Origin of the sequence: Runella salmonicolor (assembly GCF_024158025.1) — a bacterium.
Taxonomy (GTDB): Bacteria; Bacteroidota; Bacteroidia; order Cytophagales; family Spirosomataceae; genus Runella; species Runella salmonicolor.
In genome coordinates this window covers 367951-385121 of record NZ_JAMZEL010000002.1, presented here as the reverse complement: position 1 = coordinate 385121, position 17171 = coordinate 367951, and the positions used below count along the sequence as shown (strand labels likewise).

The following is a 17171-nucleotide window of genomic DNA, read 5'->3' as shown; positions in this document are numbered from 1 at the left end:
TTTAAAAGAAATAAGGATGGTATCCGTTGATATGACAATTCCGATGATAAAGCTTTCAATTTCAGTTCGTTCCTGCTTTTGGGTAGTGGTGGCTTGGGTGGGTTTTTCCCTGAATACTAACGCGCAAACTTGCGTTGGGACTCCCGGGCAAGTCAAATGGTCTTACTGGTCAGGTTTTAATAATTCATTGCCCGACAGCGCCGATTTGGCCGCGCTCGAAAATTTCCCCAGCCATCCCGACGGGACTCAGATGTTGAGTTCATTGAAAATGCCCGTCAATTATACCGAGTACTTCGCCGCCATGACCCGGGGTTATATTTACGTGAATCAAACCGCTACGTACACCTTTAACCTTACGGGTGATGACCACGCCCTTTTTTATCTAAGCACCGACGAGTCGCTTGCCAATAAACGCAAGCGAGCGGAAGTTACCTCTTACACGGACGTAACTGAACACAACAAAACACCCAGCCAAACCTCCAAGACCATCGAATTGGTGGCGGGACAAAATTATTACTTTGAAATTTACAGCTTCGAAGGCTGTTGTAGCGACCACACAACGCTTTATTGGCGTAAAACCGCCAACTCCGACACCACTTGGCGAATCATTGACTTTAATAACATCAAACAATACGCTTGCGAGCAATCGTGCCCCGTGCGCGGTACCGCTTGTAATGACGGCAATGCCCTAACTACCAACGACCAACACGACGGGTTTTGTAACTGCGTGGGAATCGCCCCGACGACGAACCCCTGCGTGGGTGAGCGCGGCGTGGTAGAAGCCTATTATTTTGACAATATCACGGGCAGTTATGTAGAACCCGATTTGGTGAATGCCCCAAAATTCCCGTTGTTGCCCGACCGAAAAGAGCAATTAAAGGGGATTTCAGGCCCCGATTTTGCGTCTTATGCCAAAGACAATTACGGCTCGCTGGTGCAGGGCTATTTGACGGTTCCTGTTTCGGGAATGTACGAGTTTAACCTCACGGGCGACGACCAAACGATGTTTTTTCTGAGTAAAAATGACTCTATTCAGTACAAACAGTATCACCAAGCCATGGTGATTTTTGGAATCAACGAAACGGCTCACTCTACCTATACGTTTCAAAATACCTCACCCATTTATCTACAAAAAGGCCAATTTTATTATTACGAGATAAGGCACAAAGAAAATGGTTGGCGCGACCATTTTAACCTGTACTGGAAAACACCCTTTCACGAGTTTAAAACGTGGAAACGGGTATCTGATTTTTATTTGCACGACTACAAATGCGAGATTTCGTGTGTTCCCAACAATACCCCCTGCAACGACGGCAACGCATTTACGAAGAACGATACCTACCAAAATTGCGAATGTGTGGGCACGCCTTGCACGGGCCCCGATTGCGATGACGCATCGGCCCAATACCAAAAATATGATTACTGCGCTCCGACCCAAAACATCACAAATTCCAATGAAACGGGTTGGCTCTCGTGCGTGAAAGCGACCAATCCAAACCCCGCCAGAAGCGGTCAGAATCACTGGATTAAGTATGATTTGGGGAATTTATATACCTTAAAAGGAACGCGCGTTTGGAACTACAACGTGTTGAACGAAACGACCAAAGGCTTTAAGGCAGTTTACATCGACTACTCGACCGACGGGGTGGTTTGGACGCAATTGGGGGGGCAGTATACGTGGCCCAATGCGCCTGGCGCAGCGCAATACGCGGGTTTTACGGGGCCTGATTTCAATAGCCTCACGGCGCGTTATGTGCTGATTACGGCCACCGAAAACTGGGGTCATGCTACTTGTGCGGGTTTTAGTAAAATAACCTTCAACGCGCAACAGTGTCAACAAAGCGGCACCACCTGCGACGACGGCGACCCGTTGACGGTGTACGATAAATTTGACGGGAATTGCGGTTGCAAAGGCATCAAACTCGCCTGTTTGGAAGATACCATTAAAACGGGAAGAGTGACGCTCGTGTCGGCTCCGCACAAGGCTCAAAAAGCAATTTTTTCGGAAGGACAATTACCGACGACCCAAAATATAGGCTTTACGGCGGGCAACAGTATCGTGCTGCTGCCGGGTTTTCAGATTGATGCTGGCGCGGTGTTTTCGGCCAAGATTGAAGCTTGTTTGCAGTCAATATTTACCCAAAGTCAAATTTCGCAGGAGGGAAAATCCCTCGCCACGGAATTTGGAGCGGAGCCAACCGACCAACCCAACATCAAACGCATCATTTTTCGTCTTAACCAACCCGGGCAGGTGAAGTTATTGCTGAAGGATAAAAAAGGCCAAACGCTGGCAACAATCATTGACGATTATTATCAGAATCTCGGAACGCAAATCAAATATCTGCCCACGGGCCGTCTTTCCAAAGGGGCATACGCGATTGAACTAACGGTCAATGATGCTAAAATCAATCAACAATTTCTGGTGGAATAAGGGTTTGGGATATTTTATACCGTTCCAAAAGATTGATTTTAGGCCTTCATTGGTTTTTTTGGCAACTGGTCGTAAATTACCAACCTACTTTCTTACCCAAAACCGACCCACCCATGCAAGATGTAACCGCCGTTCAATGGCCCCTGTTGCGCAGGGTTATTTTTCGTTTTACGGCTATTTATTTAGGATTTTATCTGTCCTTTCTCCAATGGATGGGCAACTTGCCCATCGTTTCTACCTTTACTGAACTTTACAATGAGGTGGAGAAATGGCTTGTTGAGTGGGGCAATCGCACGATTTTTCACGTCAAAGATGTACTGGTGCCGATGGGCGGCAGCGGAGATACTTCCTACGGCTACGCCCAATTGTGTTTTTTTGCGTTGGCCTCCATCCTCGGAACAGTGATTTGGTCGATTTTTGACCGTCGGAAAAACTACGACAAAGCCTATTATTGGCTGATGGTAATTTTGCGGTACTACATTGCCATGATTGCCTTTACCTATGGTTTCATCAAGGTATTTGGTTTTCAGATGTCGTTCCCTTCGCTGAGTCAGTTGGCCACACCGCTCGGCGACTTTCTGCCCATGCGGTTTTCGTGGCTTTTTATTGGATATTCTACCCCTTATCAATTTTTTTCGGGTGCGGCAGAGGTGCTGGTGGGCATCCTTTTGTTGTATCGTCGCACGGCCGTTTTAGGCGCTTTTTTGGCCGTAGGTGTATTTTTAAACGTGGCCGTTCTGAATCTTTGCTACGATATTCCGGTCAAATTGTTTTCTATCCACATGTTTGTTTTTAGCAATATTTTGCTGTTGGCGGATGCCAAGCGATTGCTTAATTTCTTTGTATTTAACAAACCCGCGCCACCTTCACCCTCGTTTGCCTTGCCCGAAAAATGGATGAGAATCGGTCGAATTGTGCTTAAAATCGCCTTTGTCGCAATATTTGCGTTGGTGCCTTTTTATAGCATGTACCAAAGCCTTCACCAGGTCAATGTGGTATCTCCCGCAAATAAGCCCATCACCACGGGGATGTTTGAGGTGGTTTCTTTTGAGGCGGGCGGACGAATGAACGAGGACAGCCTTCGTTGGAAAGACATTGTTTTTGAGGACTACAACGGTGGCAGCATCCTGACCACCGACACCATTTTCCGACAGCGCTACAACCGGGCTTATTTTGCGTACGTAACGGACTCGTTGAAGCAGAATATTTCTTTCAAAAAGCGTTCGGGCGACAGCCTTTCTCTGTTTACCCTTCAATACTCCATGCCCGACACGAATCAACTTTTGTTGAAAGGAAAAATCAATAACGACTCCCTAAAAGTAGTGCTCAAACGCCGTCGCCGAAACTTTCAACTGGCCGAAAGGCAATTTCACTGGTTGTCGGAAGATAACCGTTAATAAGTTAGTTTTTTACTTTCTGTCAGTCATTAGGGAAGGATGAAGCTTTTGGTAAACCACCGTGCGCCAATGCAATGCATCGGCATTTTCACCCCTCGAAAACCACACGGCTTTGTCGAGCGAAAGGTAGGCGTTGTTCATTTCATCCAGTTCATAATGAACCAATCCTTTCTTTAAGTGCACTTCCACCAGGGTGTTGTCAAAGGATAATGCTTCGGTAAAATCATACAGGGCGGAGTAGAGATTGCCATCTTGCAAATTGCACTTTCCCCGGTATTCGTAGGCTAAGGCAGACTTGCGGTTTTCTTTTATTTTTTGGTCAAAATAAGCGTAAGCGGCCGTATAATCGCCCGATTCAAACAGCGCAATTCCCTCCGCAAAACGCTTCCGGTCTTTGTCGATTGGGGTGTCGTGGTCGGTAAGGTAGTAATGCAGAAAAAACAGCGTTACGACAAGCGGGACAACGATGAGAGCATCCATGGTGGGTTATTTTTTCTTGAAAGAACCGTTATGTTTAAAAAACCGTTTCTGGGTCGTTTTGGTTTCTGTAGGTCAAAAATTGGCAAAAAGATGTCATTAGTCATAAAAATAAGGGTACTTGTGTGACAAATGTCGCAGAACGGGCGTATGGGTTGGGGGATATTTGCATCGTACTTACGAAATACAAATACCATTATGGCACAGGAACATTTTTATGAAGTCTCGGTTGAGTGGAACAGCGAACGCAAAGGAACGATGAGCTCGCCTGTTTTGAATGATACCCTTGAAGTGGCTACGCCGCCCGAGTTTCCCAAAGGCATGGCGGGCATCTGGTCGCCCGAACATTTGCTGGTGGCGGCGGTGAATAGTTGTTTAATGACCACTTTTTTGGCAATTGCCGACAATTCAAAATTAGATTTTACCCATTTTGCATCCAAAGGTGTCGGAAAACTAGAAGTGGTTGACGGCAAATACATAATCAGCGAAATCACCCTCATGCCCGTGTTGACGCTTCCTGCCGATGACCAAAAAGACAGAGCAATGCGGGTGCTTCACAAAGCGGAAGCGGCCTGTTTAATCAGCAATTCTGTAAAATCAAAAATTATCTTTCAACCTGAAATTATCGTAACGCAAGCGGAGTTAGTTGCTTAAAACCCAAAAAATATGACCAAATACTCTTTCATGCTGCTGAGCGCGTTGGTTTTTGTGCTCAATGCTTGCAACCCAAATGGCGAAGGTGGCGGTGAAACCACCGGCGGAACGTTGTCGGCCAAGGAGTTTAAGGCCAAAATCGACGCCAATCCCGCCATTACGGTGGTGGATGTACGAACGCCCGAAGAATTTGCGGGCGGGCATTTGCCCAATGCGCACAACATTGACTGGAACAGCAACGGGTTTGAAAACAAAATTGACGGTTTTGAGCGCGACAAACCCATTTTGGTCTATTGCCTCAGCGGAGGTAGAAGCGCAGACGCAGCCCAAAAAATGCGGAGTTTCGGCTTTACGCAAGTGTTTGAACTAGAGGGGGGTATGATGAAATGGCGGGCCGAGGGTTTGCCCGAAACTACCGCTGAAACGCCCAAATCGACGGGCATGAGTCGCCAACAGTTTGATGAATTGCTAAATTCTGAAAAACTGGTTTTGGTCGATTTTTACGCGGATTGGTGCGCTCCTTGCAAAAAAATGGCCCCGTTCCTCGAAGAAATAAAGACAGAGAAGGCCAACAAAGTCAACCTCGTAAGAATCAATACTGACGATAATCCAGAGTTGGCCCAGCAGCTTGGCATTGAAGGCCTGCCCACTTTGCTTTTATTCAAAAACAAAACCCTCGTTTGGCAAAACGTTGGGTACATCGGAAAGGAAGAAGTGGAGAAGCAGTTGAACTGATTTTCGACATTTTCCGTCGCTTTTATACTTCATCAATACGTTATTCGTGATTCCATTTCAGTGGCGAGGTTTTTCTCGCCACTCTTTTTTTGGCCGTTCTGACGGTCGTTCTCAAAAAAACGCCCTAACTTTCGGGCTCACTTTTAGAAGAAGTAAACGACGCAAGCATAAAATGGCTGAACCTGAAATCAATATCCGAACCGTCAACGTAACCCGCTACGTCACGCCGTTGCGGGAGGGCGGCTCGCTACCTGCCATTGTGGAGGCCGACGATGATTTTTTGTACGTGATGAAATTTCGCGGTGCGGGGCAGGGTGCCAAGGCGCTCATTGCCGAACTGATTTCGGGCGAAATTGCCCGGGCGCTCGGTTTACGCGTCCCCGAAATCGTGTTTAGCAACCTGCACGAAGCATTCAGCCGGATGGAGCCCGACGAAGAAATTCAGGATTTGTTGCGCGAAAGCGTAGGGCTTAATCTGGCCCTGCATTTTTTGTCGGGAGCCATTACTTTTGATGCATTGGTAACGACCATCAACGCCACCCTCGCGTCGCGGATTGTTTGGTTGGATTGCCTGATTACCAACGTAGACCGCACCCCACGCAACACCAATATGCTGATGTGGCACCGCGATTTGTGGCTGATTGACCACGGTGCCTCGCTGTATTTTCACCACTCATGGGATCATTGGGAACAGCAGGCCAAACGCCCTTTTACGGCCGTTAAAGACCATGTTTTGTTGCCTTTTGCTTCCGAATTGGACGAAGTAGATGCCCATTTTAGGGCTATTCTGACGCCCGAACGGATTCAGAGTATTGTGGCGTTGGTGCCCGATGAATGGCTCATGGATGAGTCCACGACGATGTCGCCTCAAGAGCGGCGGCAGGTGTATGCTCAATTTTTAGAAACGCGCGTTGCCGCGTCCGAACTGTTTGTCAAAGAAGCACAAAATGCCCGAAAAACACTTATTTGAGTACGCCGTGATTCGCGTGGTGCCGCGCGTCGAGCGCGAAGAGTTTTTGAACGTCGGGGTCATTGTCTATTGTTCAGCCGAAGGTTTTTTACAAACAAAATTTGAACTGAATGAGGCGCGACTGCGGGCGTTTTCGGACCGGATAGATATGCCCGAACTGACTGCGCGACTGGGGGCTTTTGACCGAATCTGCGATGGCCGCTCTAAGGGCGGAACGATTGGACAATTATCGCGCGCGGAGCGTTTTCGGTGGTTGACCGCCACCCGAAGCACCGTGGTACAGACGTCGGCGGTGCATCCGGGTTTGTGCGAAAATGCCGCCGAAACCCTAGAGCGGCTGTTTGTCCAGCTGGTTTTGTAGAGCCTATTTCAGTGCTTTTTGATTTTCTTTTTCAGTTCTAAATAATCTTCTGACAGCGGGTCATTTCGTTGTTTTTGGGCTTTTTCGTATTCATTCATTACTTTTTTGAGCGAAAGTCCTTCGGGATTTACGTAATAGACATTGTCGCCCGCGTCGACGAGCAGCTTGCAGATTCCCCATTCCTGTTTGGAAGCGGCCGCTATGAGTGGCGTTACATTTTTGAGCGGTTCGAGGTCGCCTGTGGCTTGTTTCAAGTCTAAACCGTGTTGGAGCAACAGTTGTACTTTTTCAAACGTATCATCGCCGTACTGAATGATGGATAAAATCAGCGGTTGGCCTTCTTCATCGGTCGCGTTGGGATCAGCCCCTTTTTCCAAAAAATACGCAAACATCGCTGGCTCCATGATTCCCGCATTCCTGACGTGCGTGTCAATTCGCCCGGCGGACGTTGCTTCTATTTTTGCGCCCGCTTTGATAAGCAACTCAAATACGGGTTTCCAGTGAATAGGCGTGTGGGTATAGCGGCTAAAACGGTCGCGGGCGTAGTCGAGCAGATTGATATGGGCGTCGTTGTCGGCGTCGTTGAGGTTGGGCGGTGGATTGTGCAACAAAAACTTTAGCCGTTCTACATCGTAAGCATCAATGGCTTGGGCAATTTTTTGCCGAGGTTCGTCTTTGAAGCAGGGCTTTGTTTCATCAGAATTCCAAGAAAACAAGCATAAGTCAGCAAGCGGTTGGCTGTAAATGAGAAACAAACACAGCCCAAGCAGCAGGGCAATGACGCGGTAATTTGCGTAAGGTTTATTGAGTCGTTTTTGCATGGCGGTGCTTCCAAAAGCGGTATTTCCCTGCAAAAATTAACGACACGACTAGCACTGAAAAATATAGAAGGCTGATATGGAATAAATGAATGCTGAAGCGTAGAATTCAGCAGTTGAATACCTGACCGAAACCCACGAAAACGGTTGTCAGGGCTTGCGGTCTTTGACCACCAAAAACAGGTCATTTTCGAGGGCTAAATACCCATATTCGTACACAAAGTAGTAGGTCGCACCTTTTTGGGTGGTGCGGGTATTGGTGAAAAAACCAAAGTCAAAGCCTTCGCGTAAGAGGGAGGCTTTGGAAATCTTGGCTTTGTCGTCTTTGCAGGCTTCTTCCAGAATACGACGATTTTTGCGAAGCGTATTGTTGACGTTTCGGACAAAATTGTTGGAGTCAGAATTTAATTTGTTGTTGTAGGCGTTGCGGCACATGTCTGAGCAAAATTTCTTGTCAGACCGACCGATTATTTTTTCGCCACATTCTAAGCATTCTCTCATTTTTCTGGTTGTTCAGTAAAATTTGTTTGTCGTTTTATCGTTCTGCGGTGGAGAATTTAAGCATTGCCACAAAAATTTTGCTGTTTTTCCCTCTCTACAATCAAATTACTATAAATATTTTTTTCTTATTTTTTTATAGCGATGTCATAAAGAACGGCTAGAATTGTTGTTATCAATTGAAAACTAATCATGCCCAGAAGATAAGCGGACAATGCCTTGAAATAATTCTTTATGCTTTTATCGTAAACTATGCTTATGGCCCAAGAAATATAAGCAAACACAATCACATAAAAAGCATTGTCGACCAAAGAGCTGTTGAGGTAATAATTGAAAATTTGTTGCACTGAAAGTATTAGCATTCCCTCACCCATCACAAAGCAGATTATAACCACTACTTCAAAAAAATTGTACTGGTATTGCCTGAATAATAACTTGCAAAAAAAAGCAATCGGTAATATCATTAACAGGTTTGCATAGCCGTAGTTTTCTTGTATCCATTTATTCATTAAATACACACTTGAATTACCCAACATATTCTTCATACGCTGGTCAATCACTACATCTGTTTGTAGATAATGTGAAATTAAGGTGTAGATAACAGATGATAAAATTAGAAAAGTAAGTGGCTTTGTAACCGTGTTTCTATTTATATAAAGGAAATGCTTAATTGTTTCAGCAGGCTTTATTAGTAGATTTTTAACGGTAAATAAAAAACCTCGCTCATATCCTACTAAATTTAATATTTCCTGACCAGCATATTTGGCATCAATTCTTTCAATAGATTTTTGGTGCCCGCAGAAAGAGCAAAAATTTTCCGTAATAATTTTATTGCAATCGGGACAATTATCAGGCATTGATTGACTAAGGTTGCGTGATTTGATTTCTTTTTGCACAGTATTGTAGGTTTTGCAAAAATGCTGGTATTAGCCGTATTTTATTTACTATTTGTCGTGTAAAAGTCGTAAGTTGCTTTTGCGATGTCGGCTATAATTTTCTCGTTTGTGTCGAAATTTTCTTTTGATTCACTCACAAAAACGCTGATAATAAAGTATTCACCATTTGGTAAAAAAACAATGCCTATATTGTTAACGGCAGCTGTAATTCCTGTTACTTTATTTGTTCCAGACCAACCTGTTTTATGAGCTACAATTGTTCCTTTTGGCAATTGCCCTTTTATTCTTTTTTCTCCAGTTGTTGTTTCTATATTGGTTTTCCAAAAGAAATCATAGCTGCTTTTTGAAAGTAAATTGTTTTTATTCTCATAAAATATTTTGAGCGTCTCACTTGCCGCTTTTGGTGTTGTCCAGTTCTGAAACATATTTTCCCACTTTGCTTGCATTTCTTCTTCATTGTAGGTGATTTGTATGTCCTGAATATTGTTTTTTTTGAAATATTCTTCCACCGTTTTAGGCGTTCCAATAAGTCTTATTAAAACATCGCAAGCAGTATTGTCACTATTTGAAACCGAATATTGAATTAATCTTTCAATGGTAAAAACTCCACCGTTGGGGTTTTCGTCTCTGAGTGGACTCCAAAAATCCTTGGGTAAAAGTTCATCTTTTCCTATCTCTATTTTCTGGTCTAAGGATAGTTTTCCTTTGTCAACTTCCGATAAAACGGCAAGGGCAATATGGAATTTAAATACGCTTTGCATCGGGAATCGCCTATCTCCGTATAGCGACATGGTGTCTTTACCGTTGTTCCCGATAATTGAAACACCAACAATCGCATTCTTGCTTGATACGATTTGCTGAATGTTGCTCCTAAGAGCATCCGTCGAACTTTTTGAGGTCTGACAGTTTGTAAAAAAAAGTAATAATAAAAATATTACACTAACCGATTGAAGTATTCTTGTCATGTTTTTAGATGTTCATGCTGTTTTTTTAAAATTGCTACTAATGGTTTGGTAGATTTGGCTTTACTCGATTACAGGTTCTTTATGCTAATTCGATTTTTGGGATTTTATCAATTGATTCTTTAAACCTAAATCATCTGGGAAGCACCATTGTTCAGCGAGTTTGCCGTCCTTTATTCGGAAGATTGATACTTCTGAAATCATAACTTTGGTCCCAGTGGAATCAATTCCTTCATAGGTTCCAGAATGTGTTCCCGTGGAATTATAACGTATTACCACTTTATCTTTCTCAATAATAAAATCAACCACTTCTTCATGCCAGTCAGGAAATAGTTTTCTCCAATTTGTGATTTCAGTTTTGGCTCCCTCAACACCGCTCCATTCAGCATCAGTTACATAATGGCAGATAAAATCAGGCGCCACAAATTCACTTAAATTTTCTGTTTGGCCAGTGTTCCAAGCATCTTGCCACTTGAGCACGAGCTTTCGATTATAATCTGCGTTGTCAGCTCCACTATTTGATTGACAACTCACACAAAGGAATAGAACAGCAATTAATGCTAGGATTGAATAATTGGATTTCGTCATTACAGATAATTATTTAAGTTCTTTGAATTTGTCAATTTTGGAGTCATTGTTTATTGAGTTAATCCAATTACTGCCAACGTTTTCGAGCTTGGCGTTCGGGCGGATTTCGAAGCACAAAGTTTAAATTTATTACTAAAGTTCAGTCGAAGAACTGCCGTTGAATTTAGCACTTCAGCCCGCCTGACGCAAAACCCGTGTTAGCTGCCGAATTTTTCGTTCGGGCGTTTAAGTTTGTAAATTTCGTCTGTTTCTAATTTGTTTTTCAAGGTGTTAGAAATTCTGTATGTTCCGTCATTAAAAATTTCTATTTCCTCGTTATCAATAGCTGATACTATTTCTGTCGCAAAGTTTTTAAGTTGTTTGTGATAAAACTCAAATTCGGTTAAACATTTTTCATACTCAGCTTTCCAATTGTTACCATAAAATGTTTTCAAATATCCTTCGTCTGTCCAATATAAATAATTAATTCCTAAATTCCCTAAAAATTTGTATTCATATCTTCTTACCCCATTCCCTTGGTAGACTCCACAATATAAATGATATATTTTGTCAAGATTAAGGTCTATTTTTTCTGGCTGGGTTAGAAAATCGTTTAGAATTCTTTTTAGTTTCCACGTTTCAAATTGTCCTTCTTCAATAACTCTGTTCTTTATTAAGCCTGGTAATTTTGCTTTGTCATATTTATCTTTGAAATTTAAATCGATTAAACTGAAATATGTTTCGTTACCAAGTTGTAGCTCTAAATCTGGTTGCGAATAAATAAAATTCTCTAAGTCCTCAACAGATTTATCTCCATTAAGAAATTTATAAAATTCTATTTTATAGTTGTCAGATACGGTTGTCATAATATGGCAGCTAACACCCATATACCTGCAAGTTACAAAAATACTATCCGTTTGCAAACGATTGTAAGCGGTATTTATGAGCTTCCAAATGCAAGGCGTCGGCCTTAAAATTTATGGCTGGCGCTTCTGGGTTTGGAATGGATGAAGTGAATCTGAATACTTTTCCAAAAACGAGGTTGTGAGCAGCCTCAGTGCGGTTTTAAGAAACCGCTCTCACGCGGTAGATAGGGGAGGGTTTTACGCAACTACCCTCGGCTTCGACTGTGGGGAAATCTGTGTTCATTCAGTCTCTTTTTCAGGAGGGAAGTGTTATTCGTTTGTAAACGCTTACAATTGTTTTTATCCAACTGGAAACGTGTACTAACCGAATCGTTTTTGGCCCATCCACCACCTTTGTATCGTCAATTCGGGGTAAAACCATTGGCGGGAACAAATTCAATAAACACAAAACTTTAAGGAACATGAACAAGGTAACATTGATTGGCAACGTAGGAAACGAAGTGATTGTGCGGGATTTCGACAACGGGAAATTGGCCTCTTTTACGATGGCAACGACCGAAAGCTACACCAATAAAAACAATGAAGAAGTGACCAATACCACTTGGCACAACATCGTGGCATTCGGAAAAGTAGCGGACGTGTGTAAGCGGATGGCGGCCAAGGGTAAGCTGCTTTCGGTAGAAGGAAAGATTAACTACCGGACGTACAAGAACAAAAAAGATAAGATGATTTACGTCACCGAAATTCAAGTGTATAAAATTGAGGAAATAGAAAAAAAATAGTCGTTTAAAGCCTGCTTTCTTCAATGGGAAGCAGGCTTTTTTATTCAGGATTTTGGGGAGGAATCAAGAGGTGAAAAATACGATTCGTTGATTTTTATATACCGTTTGATAACTATTTGGTTGCATTGGTATGTTTAAAGGGGTTGAAATTTGATTTTTAGAATCGAAATTAGAACCTTGCACTATACTTCAGCGAAATGAAATATCCTTGATGTCATATAAGGGTTAACACATGCTTTATTGTTTTATCATCAGCAAACCCAAAAGGGCATTCAAGCCATTCTCGTTAAACACTTACATTTATTGTTTGATTGCTTTTGAGTACACACTTTACCCTTAATCTATGAGTGCTTTGAATGGTAAAATCCTTTTAATTGAGGATAAGCTTGATAATATTTCTCATATTGAGAATATGATTAAAGAAGCTGGCTATGAAGTTTTCAGGGCGGCGGGCACTCCTCAGGAGGCGCTCAGAATGACCATATTAATGCTTCAATCAACCATCATTATTGCCAATGATTCATTGAGCAATACGATTCTTTCAACCGCCCGCGAACTGAATAAAGAAATTTCTATTATTATGTTGGGAACGTCTGACGAAACGCTCTTGCTCCCAAGTAGTGAAGCAGGTAAAACGGCCTACCTTAAAGCCCCCTTTACAACGTCTGTTTTAAAAGCAGTCATTGACTTTATCAGCCGCTAAAAAAGTCTCTCGCAATATTGTGTTTTCTTCTTGGTGCCTATAAAACCTTTCCCTAGTCTGGGGAGGGTCAGCGGCGTGGTTTTTAAATCATCTTCTTCACAACCCAAAGGGGTCTCTTCTGTATCAAAGCAATTGGGATATTTTTCATTGATTGGCACTGCTTTTTAATGATTATATAAAATACGCTTACCTACAACGTTAGAAGGGTGCTAAAAAAGTATGTCAATGGATAAATGTGTGGCATAGTGGGAATATTACGCCCCTTTAGAATGGGGACTTTTTTCCATGTTAGCAACTTTTCGTGTTTGAATAAACTTTGAAAAGTCATGTTTGAAAAATATTTTTTTATTAGTCTATTATTTTTTGTCGGTTTCCTAAAGAGTTCTTTCCAAGTCGACTATCCTTATGAAGTGCGTTATTTTTCGTTTATGTTGGAAAATCAGCCCGTGAAAATGGCGTACATGGACATAGCTCCCGTGGTTAATACGGGCAAAACGATTATTCTGTTACACGGGAAGAACTTTAACGGTTATTATTGGAAAGAAGTAATCCCTGGGCTGGTCAAACAGGGCTACCGTGTCATTGTGCCCGACCAACTGGGCTGGGGCAAATCCGATAAGCCAAACGTGCAGTATAGTTTTCACTTATTGGCAACCAATACCAAACAGTTGTTGGAGGGGTTGAGAATACCGAAAGCCGTCATTGTTGGTCATTCAATGGGCGGGATGTTAGCGATTCGGTTTTCGTTACTTTATTCCGAAATGGTCGAAAAATTAATCCTTGAAAACCCCATTGGCTTAGAAGATTATAAAACATTTGTCCCTTATCAAGCCCATGAAAAATTGGTTGAGAAAGAAAAAAATGCCACTTACGAATCGTATAAAAAATACCAGCAGAGCTATTATCCCGACTGGAAACCTGCGTACGAACAATACGTAAAAGCCCAGGCCGAAGCACTTTCTGAGCCAGTATTTCCGCAAACGGCGCAGGTAAATGCGTTTACTTATGAGATGATTTATGAGCAGCCTGTGGTTTATGAATTGGAGAATATATCGGTGCCAACGTTATTGATTATTGGCCAAGCCGACAGAACAGTGGTAGGGAAAGACTACCTGACTGCGGAGCAGAAAAAAACGCATGGGAATTATCCAGCCTTGGGTAAAAAAGCAAATCAGCAAATAAAAGGCTCGAAGTTGGTAGAGTTGGAAGGGGTGGGGCACATTCCGCACATTCAGGATACGGAACGATTTCAGAAAGAGGTTTTTAAATTTTTATAGCATTCGGTCGTCGTTTTTATCCACTTATAACGCACTAAACTGTTACGTATATGAATAAGGTTAGCATTTACATTATTGTTTTATTGGTTCTTTTTTCGGTGGCTATTGCGATTTTTTAACGGCTCATGGTTGGATACTAAATGAAAAGTCCCTGCACATGCTTGAGCAGGGACCTTGGTAAGGGGTTATAGTGAGCTTATGGTACAACCTTTTCGACGGCATGGCCGCCAAATTCATTCCGCAGGGCCGCCACCACCTTGCCCGTGAAGGTGTCATCCTGCTGCGAACGGTAGCGCATAATCAACGATAGCGCAATAACTGGGGTAGGAATCCCCATATCAAGGGCGGTTTCAAGCGTCCATTTTCCTTCGCCTGAAGAATGCATTACTCCTTTGATGGTATCTAATTTTGGGTCTTTTGAGAAAGCACTTTCGACGAGTTCCATGAGCCAGCTCCGTACGACCGAGCCGTGATTGAACACCCGCGCCACCTGTTGCAGGTCGAGGTCGTATTTGGATTGCTCCATCACCTCAAAGCCTTCCGCAATGGCCTGCATCATGCCGTATTCGATGCCGTTATGCACCATTTTAACAAAGTGACCGCTTCCGGGGCCACCTGCGTGCAAATAGCCGTTTTCTACCGAAATATCTCTAAACACAGACGCGCAGTGGTTAAACACTTCATCTTCGCCGCCAATCATGGTACAAGCGCCGTACAAAGCGCCTTCAACCCCCCCGCTAGTGCCGCAGTCTAAGTAGTCTATGCCTTTGGATTTGAGGTAGTTGTAGCGGCGTACCGAGTCGTTGAAATTAGAGTTTCCACCATCAATGATGATGTCGTGTTGATCGAGATGAGGAACCAGCAATTCAATACAATCATCAACGGGCTTACCGGCAGGAACCATTAGCCAAATTACTTTTCGACCGTCTAACTGTTGACACATTTCGACGAGGCTGTAAGCGGGAGTTACGCCTTCGAGCGATATATTCTTAATGTTGTCGATTGCAACGTCGTAGGCTACCACTTCATAGCCATGACGATGCAGGTTTAACGCCAAATTGAAGCCCATTTTGCCAAGGCCAACGAATCCGATTTGCATCTTATAAGTATTGAAAAGTTAGTATTGAGTAGATAGATAGGGTGGATATTGAATCGTTCGAAAAACAAAAATAGAATTCTCATGACTCAATACCCACTACTCACTACTTAAATTTTATTTGTCCCACCATACTTTGGTATCCAAATCGTCGGCTCCCTGCCGACTAATGGCCTCTTTGACATTGGCGTTGTTGACCGAAATCTCTGAGTTCGGGTAAGTTAGGCGTCTGATAAAGTCACCTTTGATGGCTTTTCCAGGAAACGGATTGGGCGTCAATTTAGGGAAACCGCTACGTCTGAAATTGGCAAATGCTTCTGGCCCGTTCAGAAAAGAGGCAATCCAATATTGAGTATTGATTTGCTCAAGCGCGGTAGCCGCCACCAATGGATTTTCTTTGAGGTACGTATCAATGGCGGCGGTGGGTACGGCGGCATTGGCATCGTAAGAGGCGAGTTGCTCCATGTGGGCTCTCACGCCATTGTTGAAGTAGTCGGCCACTGCACCGGTTGTCCACCCGCGTTGGGCGGCTTCTGCCATCAACAATTGGGTTTGGCTGGCCGTAACCAAAAACATGGGAGCGGTATTTTTTGCCATACGGGTGCGGTCAACTTGGCTGAACTCATAGAAGCTTTTCAGTCCCAAGGTTTTAACTACGGCAGAAATAGAGTTGTTGTCGTAGCCAAAAGGCATTCCGATTTGTACGGCGGGGTCGGTGTTGGCCCGAGCAGCTACTTGTTCGGGTCCTGAGCTGGCGCCTACGTACCGAACGGCAATGGATTTTAAACGCGGATCGTTGGTTTTAACGAGGTAATCGGCAAAAGGAGCCGCCAAATAAAAGTTGGCCGCTTCGGTAGAGTTTAGCATTTGCCCGGGACCGTTTACGTAATTGGGGTCATGCTTGATGGACGCATTGTCGGCATTTGAAGTAATGACGCCCCCCTGAATGGCTTTTTGTACCACTTGCTGGGCTTGAGCAGGGTCAACCTTGCTCAAACGCATCCCTGCTCTTAACAGGAGAGAATTGCCGAATTTTTTCCATTTAGCCACGTCTCCTGCGTAGAGTACATCCGCTCTTTCGATGGTTTTGGTGGCGTCGAGGGCAGCAGTGGCTTCCGTCAATTCCTTGATGATGTCGGTATAAATTGCCTGCTGGGTATCGTATTTGGGAAGCACAACCTGGTCGGTAAACCCTTTACCCGCCTGAAGATAAGGTACATCGCCGTAGGTATCGGCCAAAACCATAAAAGCATAGGCCTGCGTAATACGCGCCATGTTCAACAAATTGGAACGGGTTGTATTTGCTTTTGTCAATAAAATGACGTCGGCGGTATTTCTAACCACATTTCGATAGTAACGCTGCCAAATTTGTTGGGTGTTGTCGCGGTTGTCTTGGTTAAAATTGGCCCCCGTCAAAACCCCAGAGTTGGGGCTTACCATTTGTTGCACAATCCCCATTTCGTAAATAACCACTCCGGCCGGAAACGATACGTTTACGAGGGCGTTGTTCAGTATAAAGGTCGGGTCAACGGCGGTTGCGGCGGTTTTATTGACATTTAGTTCGTCGAAACCCGAATCGCAGCTCCCGAGTCCCCAAACGGAGAGTGAAAGAACGATTGTTTTAAGTATATTTTTCATTTGAAATCTTATTTTTTTAGACAATTAAATCATTGATTGAGTA

At 43.6% G+C, this 17171-nt stretch carries 18 protein-coding genes; 9 read left to right on the top strand and 9 right to left on the bottom strand.

Going from position 1 to position 17171, the window contains the following annotated elements; genetic code table 11:
- Positions 1 to 43: 43 nt before the first annotated feature.
- Both NCI00_RS07510 and NCI00_RS07505 read left to right on the top strand, forming a co-directional pair.
- Positions 44 to 2431 carry a PA14 domain-containing protein gene (locus tag NCI00_RS07510; RefSeq protein WP_253526415.1) on the top strand — a complete coding sequence of 796 codons (2388 nt, stop codon included), beginning with the start codon at positions 44 to 46 and terminating at the stop codon, positions 2429 to 2431.
- 113 nt (positions 2432 to 2544) lie between these two features.
- Positions 2545 to 3828, top strand: a complete 1284-nt coding sequence (locus NCI00_RS07505) for a hypothetical protein (RefSeq protein WP_253526412.1) — start codon at positions 2545 to 2547, stop codon at positions 3826 to 3828.
- A 12-nt stretch (positions 3829 to 3840) separates the two neighbouring features.
- On the opposite strand, the gene NCI00_RS07500 is transcribed toward NCI00_RS07505, so the two are convergent.
- A complete protein-coding gene (locus NCI00_RS07500; RefSeq protein ID WP_253526409.1) occupies positions 3841 to 4308 on the bottom strand; it encodes a tetratricopeptide repeat protein in 468 nt (155 codons plus the stop codon).
- Between the two features lie 195 nt (positions 4309 to 4503).
- Here NCI00_RS07500 and NCI00_RS07495 point away from each other — a divergent pair, with 195 nt between their 5' ends.
- The 4 genes from NCI00_RS07495 to NCI00_RS07480 all read left to right on the top strand — a co-directional run bounded on the left by NCI00_RS07495 (position 4504) and on the right by NCI00_RS07480 (position 7025).
- Complete coding sequence (locus tag NCI00_RS07495; RefSeq protein ID WP_253526407.1) at positions 4504 to 4959, top strand: OsmC family protein; 456 nt, start codon at positions 4504 to 4506, stop codon at positions 4957 to 4959.
- Between the two features lie 12 nt (positions 4960 to 4971).
- Positions 4972 to 5694, top strand: coding sequence for a thioredoxin (trxA, locus tag NCI00_RS07490; RefSeq protein ID WP_253526404.1), 723 nt, complete (start codon positions 4972 to 4974; stop codon positions 5692 to 5694).
- Between the two features lie 172 nt (positions 5695 to 5866).
- A complete protein-coding gene (locus NCI00_RS07485; RefSeq protein WP_253526401.1) occupies positions 5867 to 6664 on the top strand; it encodes a HipA family kinase in 798 nt (265 codons plus the stop codon).
- Positions 6642 to 7025, top strand: a complete 384-nt coding sequence (locus NCI00_RS07480; protein ID WP_253526398.1) for a DUF3037 domain-containing protein — start codon at positions 6642 to 6644, stop codon at positions 7023 to 7025. Before NCI00_RS07485 ends, NCI00_RS07480 begins: the two co-directional genes overlap by 23 nt.
- A gap of 8 nt (positions 7026 to 7033) precedes the next feature.
- On the opposite strand, the gene NCI00_RS07475 is transcribed toward NCI00_RS07480, so the two are convergent.
- The 6 genes from NCI00_RS07475 to NCI00_RS07450 form a co-directional block, all read right to left on the bottom strand.
- A complete protein-coding gene (locus NCI00_RS07475; protein WP_253526396.1) occupies positions 7034 to 7879 on the bottom strand; it encodes an ankyrin repeat domain-containing protein in 846 nt (281 codons plus the stop codon).
- Positions 7880 to 7993: 114 nt separating this feature from the next.
- Positions 7994 to 8344, bottom strand: a complete 351-nt coding sequence (locus NCI00_RS07470; RefSeq protein ID WP_166557518.1) for a hypothetical protein — start codon at positions 8342 to 8344, stop codon at positions 7994 to 7996.
- Positions 8345 to 8469: 125 nt separating this feature from the next.
- Positions 8470 to 9237 (bottom strand): DUF3667 domain-containing protein, encoded by a 768-nt coding sequence (locus NCI00_RS07465; protein ID WP_253526394.1) that lies wholly within the window; start codon positions 9235 to 9237, stop codon positions 8470 to 8472.
- Between the two features lie 41 nt (positions 9238 to 9278).
- Entirely contained in the window at positions 9279 to 10202 is a 924-nt protein-coding gene (gene bla / locus NCI00_RS07460) for a class A beta-lactamase, subclass A2 (protein ID WP_253526391.1), read from the bottom strand.
- A gap of 84 nt (positions 10203 to 10286) precedes the next feature.
- Complete coding sequence (locus tag NCI00_RS07455) at positions 10287 to 10787, bottom strand: ester cyclase (RefSeq protein WP_253526389.1); 501 nt, start codon at positions 10785 to 10787, stop codon at positions 10287 to 10289.
- Between the two features lie 197 nt (positions 10788 to 10984).
- Entirely contained in the window at positions 10985 to 11632 is a 648-nt protein-coding gene (locus NCI00_RS07450; RefSeq protein WP_253526387.1) for a hypothetical protein, read from the bottom strand.
- Between the two features lie 461 nt (positions 11633 to 12093).
- On the opposite strand from NCI00_RS07450, the gene NCI00_RS07445 reads away from it, so the two are divergent.
- From NCI00_RS07445 to NCI00_RS07435, 3 genes are all read left to right on the top strand, one after another.
- Positions 12094 to 12414: a single-stranded DNA-binding protein gene (locus NCI00_RS07445; RefSeq protein WP_206023213.1), complete on the top strand. Its 321-nt coding sequence runs from the start codon at positions 12094 to 12096 to the stop codon at positions 12412 to 12414.
- Between the two features lie 343 nt (positions 12415 to 12757).
- Positions 12758 to 13117, top strand: a complete 360-nt coding sequence (locus NCI00_RS07440) for an ANTAR domain-containing protein (protein WP_253526385.1) — start codon at positions 12758 to 12760, stop codon at positions 13115 to 13117.
- A 326-nt stretch (positions 13118 to 13443) separates the two neighbouring features.
- Complete coding sequence (locus NCI00_RS07435) at positions 13444 to 14394, top strand: alpha/beta fold hydrolase (protein ID WP_253526383.1); 951 nt, start codon at positions 13444 to 13446, stop codon at positions 14392 to 14394.
- Positions 14395 to 14590: 196 nt separating this feature from the next.
- On the opposite strand, the gene gnd is transcribed toward NCI00_RS07435, so the two are convergent.
- A complete protein-coding gene (gnd, locus tag NCI00_RS07430) occupies positions 14591 to 15493 on the bottom strand; it encodes a phosphogluconate dehydrogenase (NAD(+)-dependent, decarboxylating) (protein ID WP_166557510.1) in 903 nt (300 codons plus the stop codon).
- Positions 15494 to 15607: 114 nt separating this feature from the next.
- The gene (locus NCI00_RS07425; protein ID WP_253526381.1) at positions 15608 to 17128 is read right to left on the bottom strand and encodes a SusD/RagB family nutrient-binding outer membrane lipoprotein; all 1521 of its coding nucleotides are present in this window, start codon (positions 17126 to 17128) and stop codon (positions 15608 to 15610) included.
- Between the last annotated feature and the right edge of the window lie 43 nt (positions 17129 to 17171).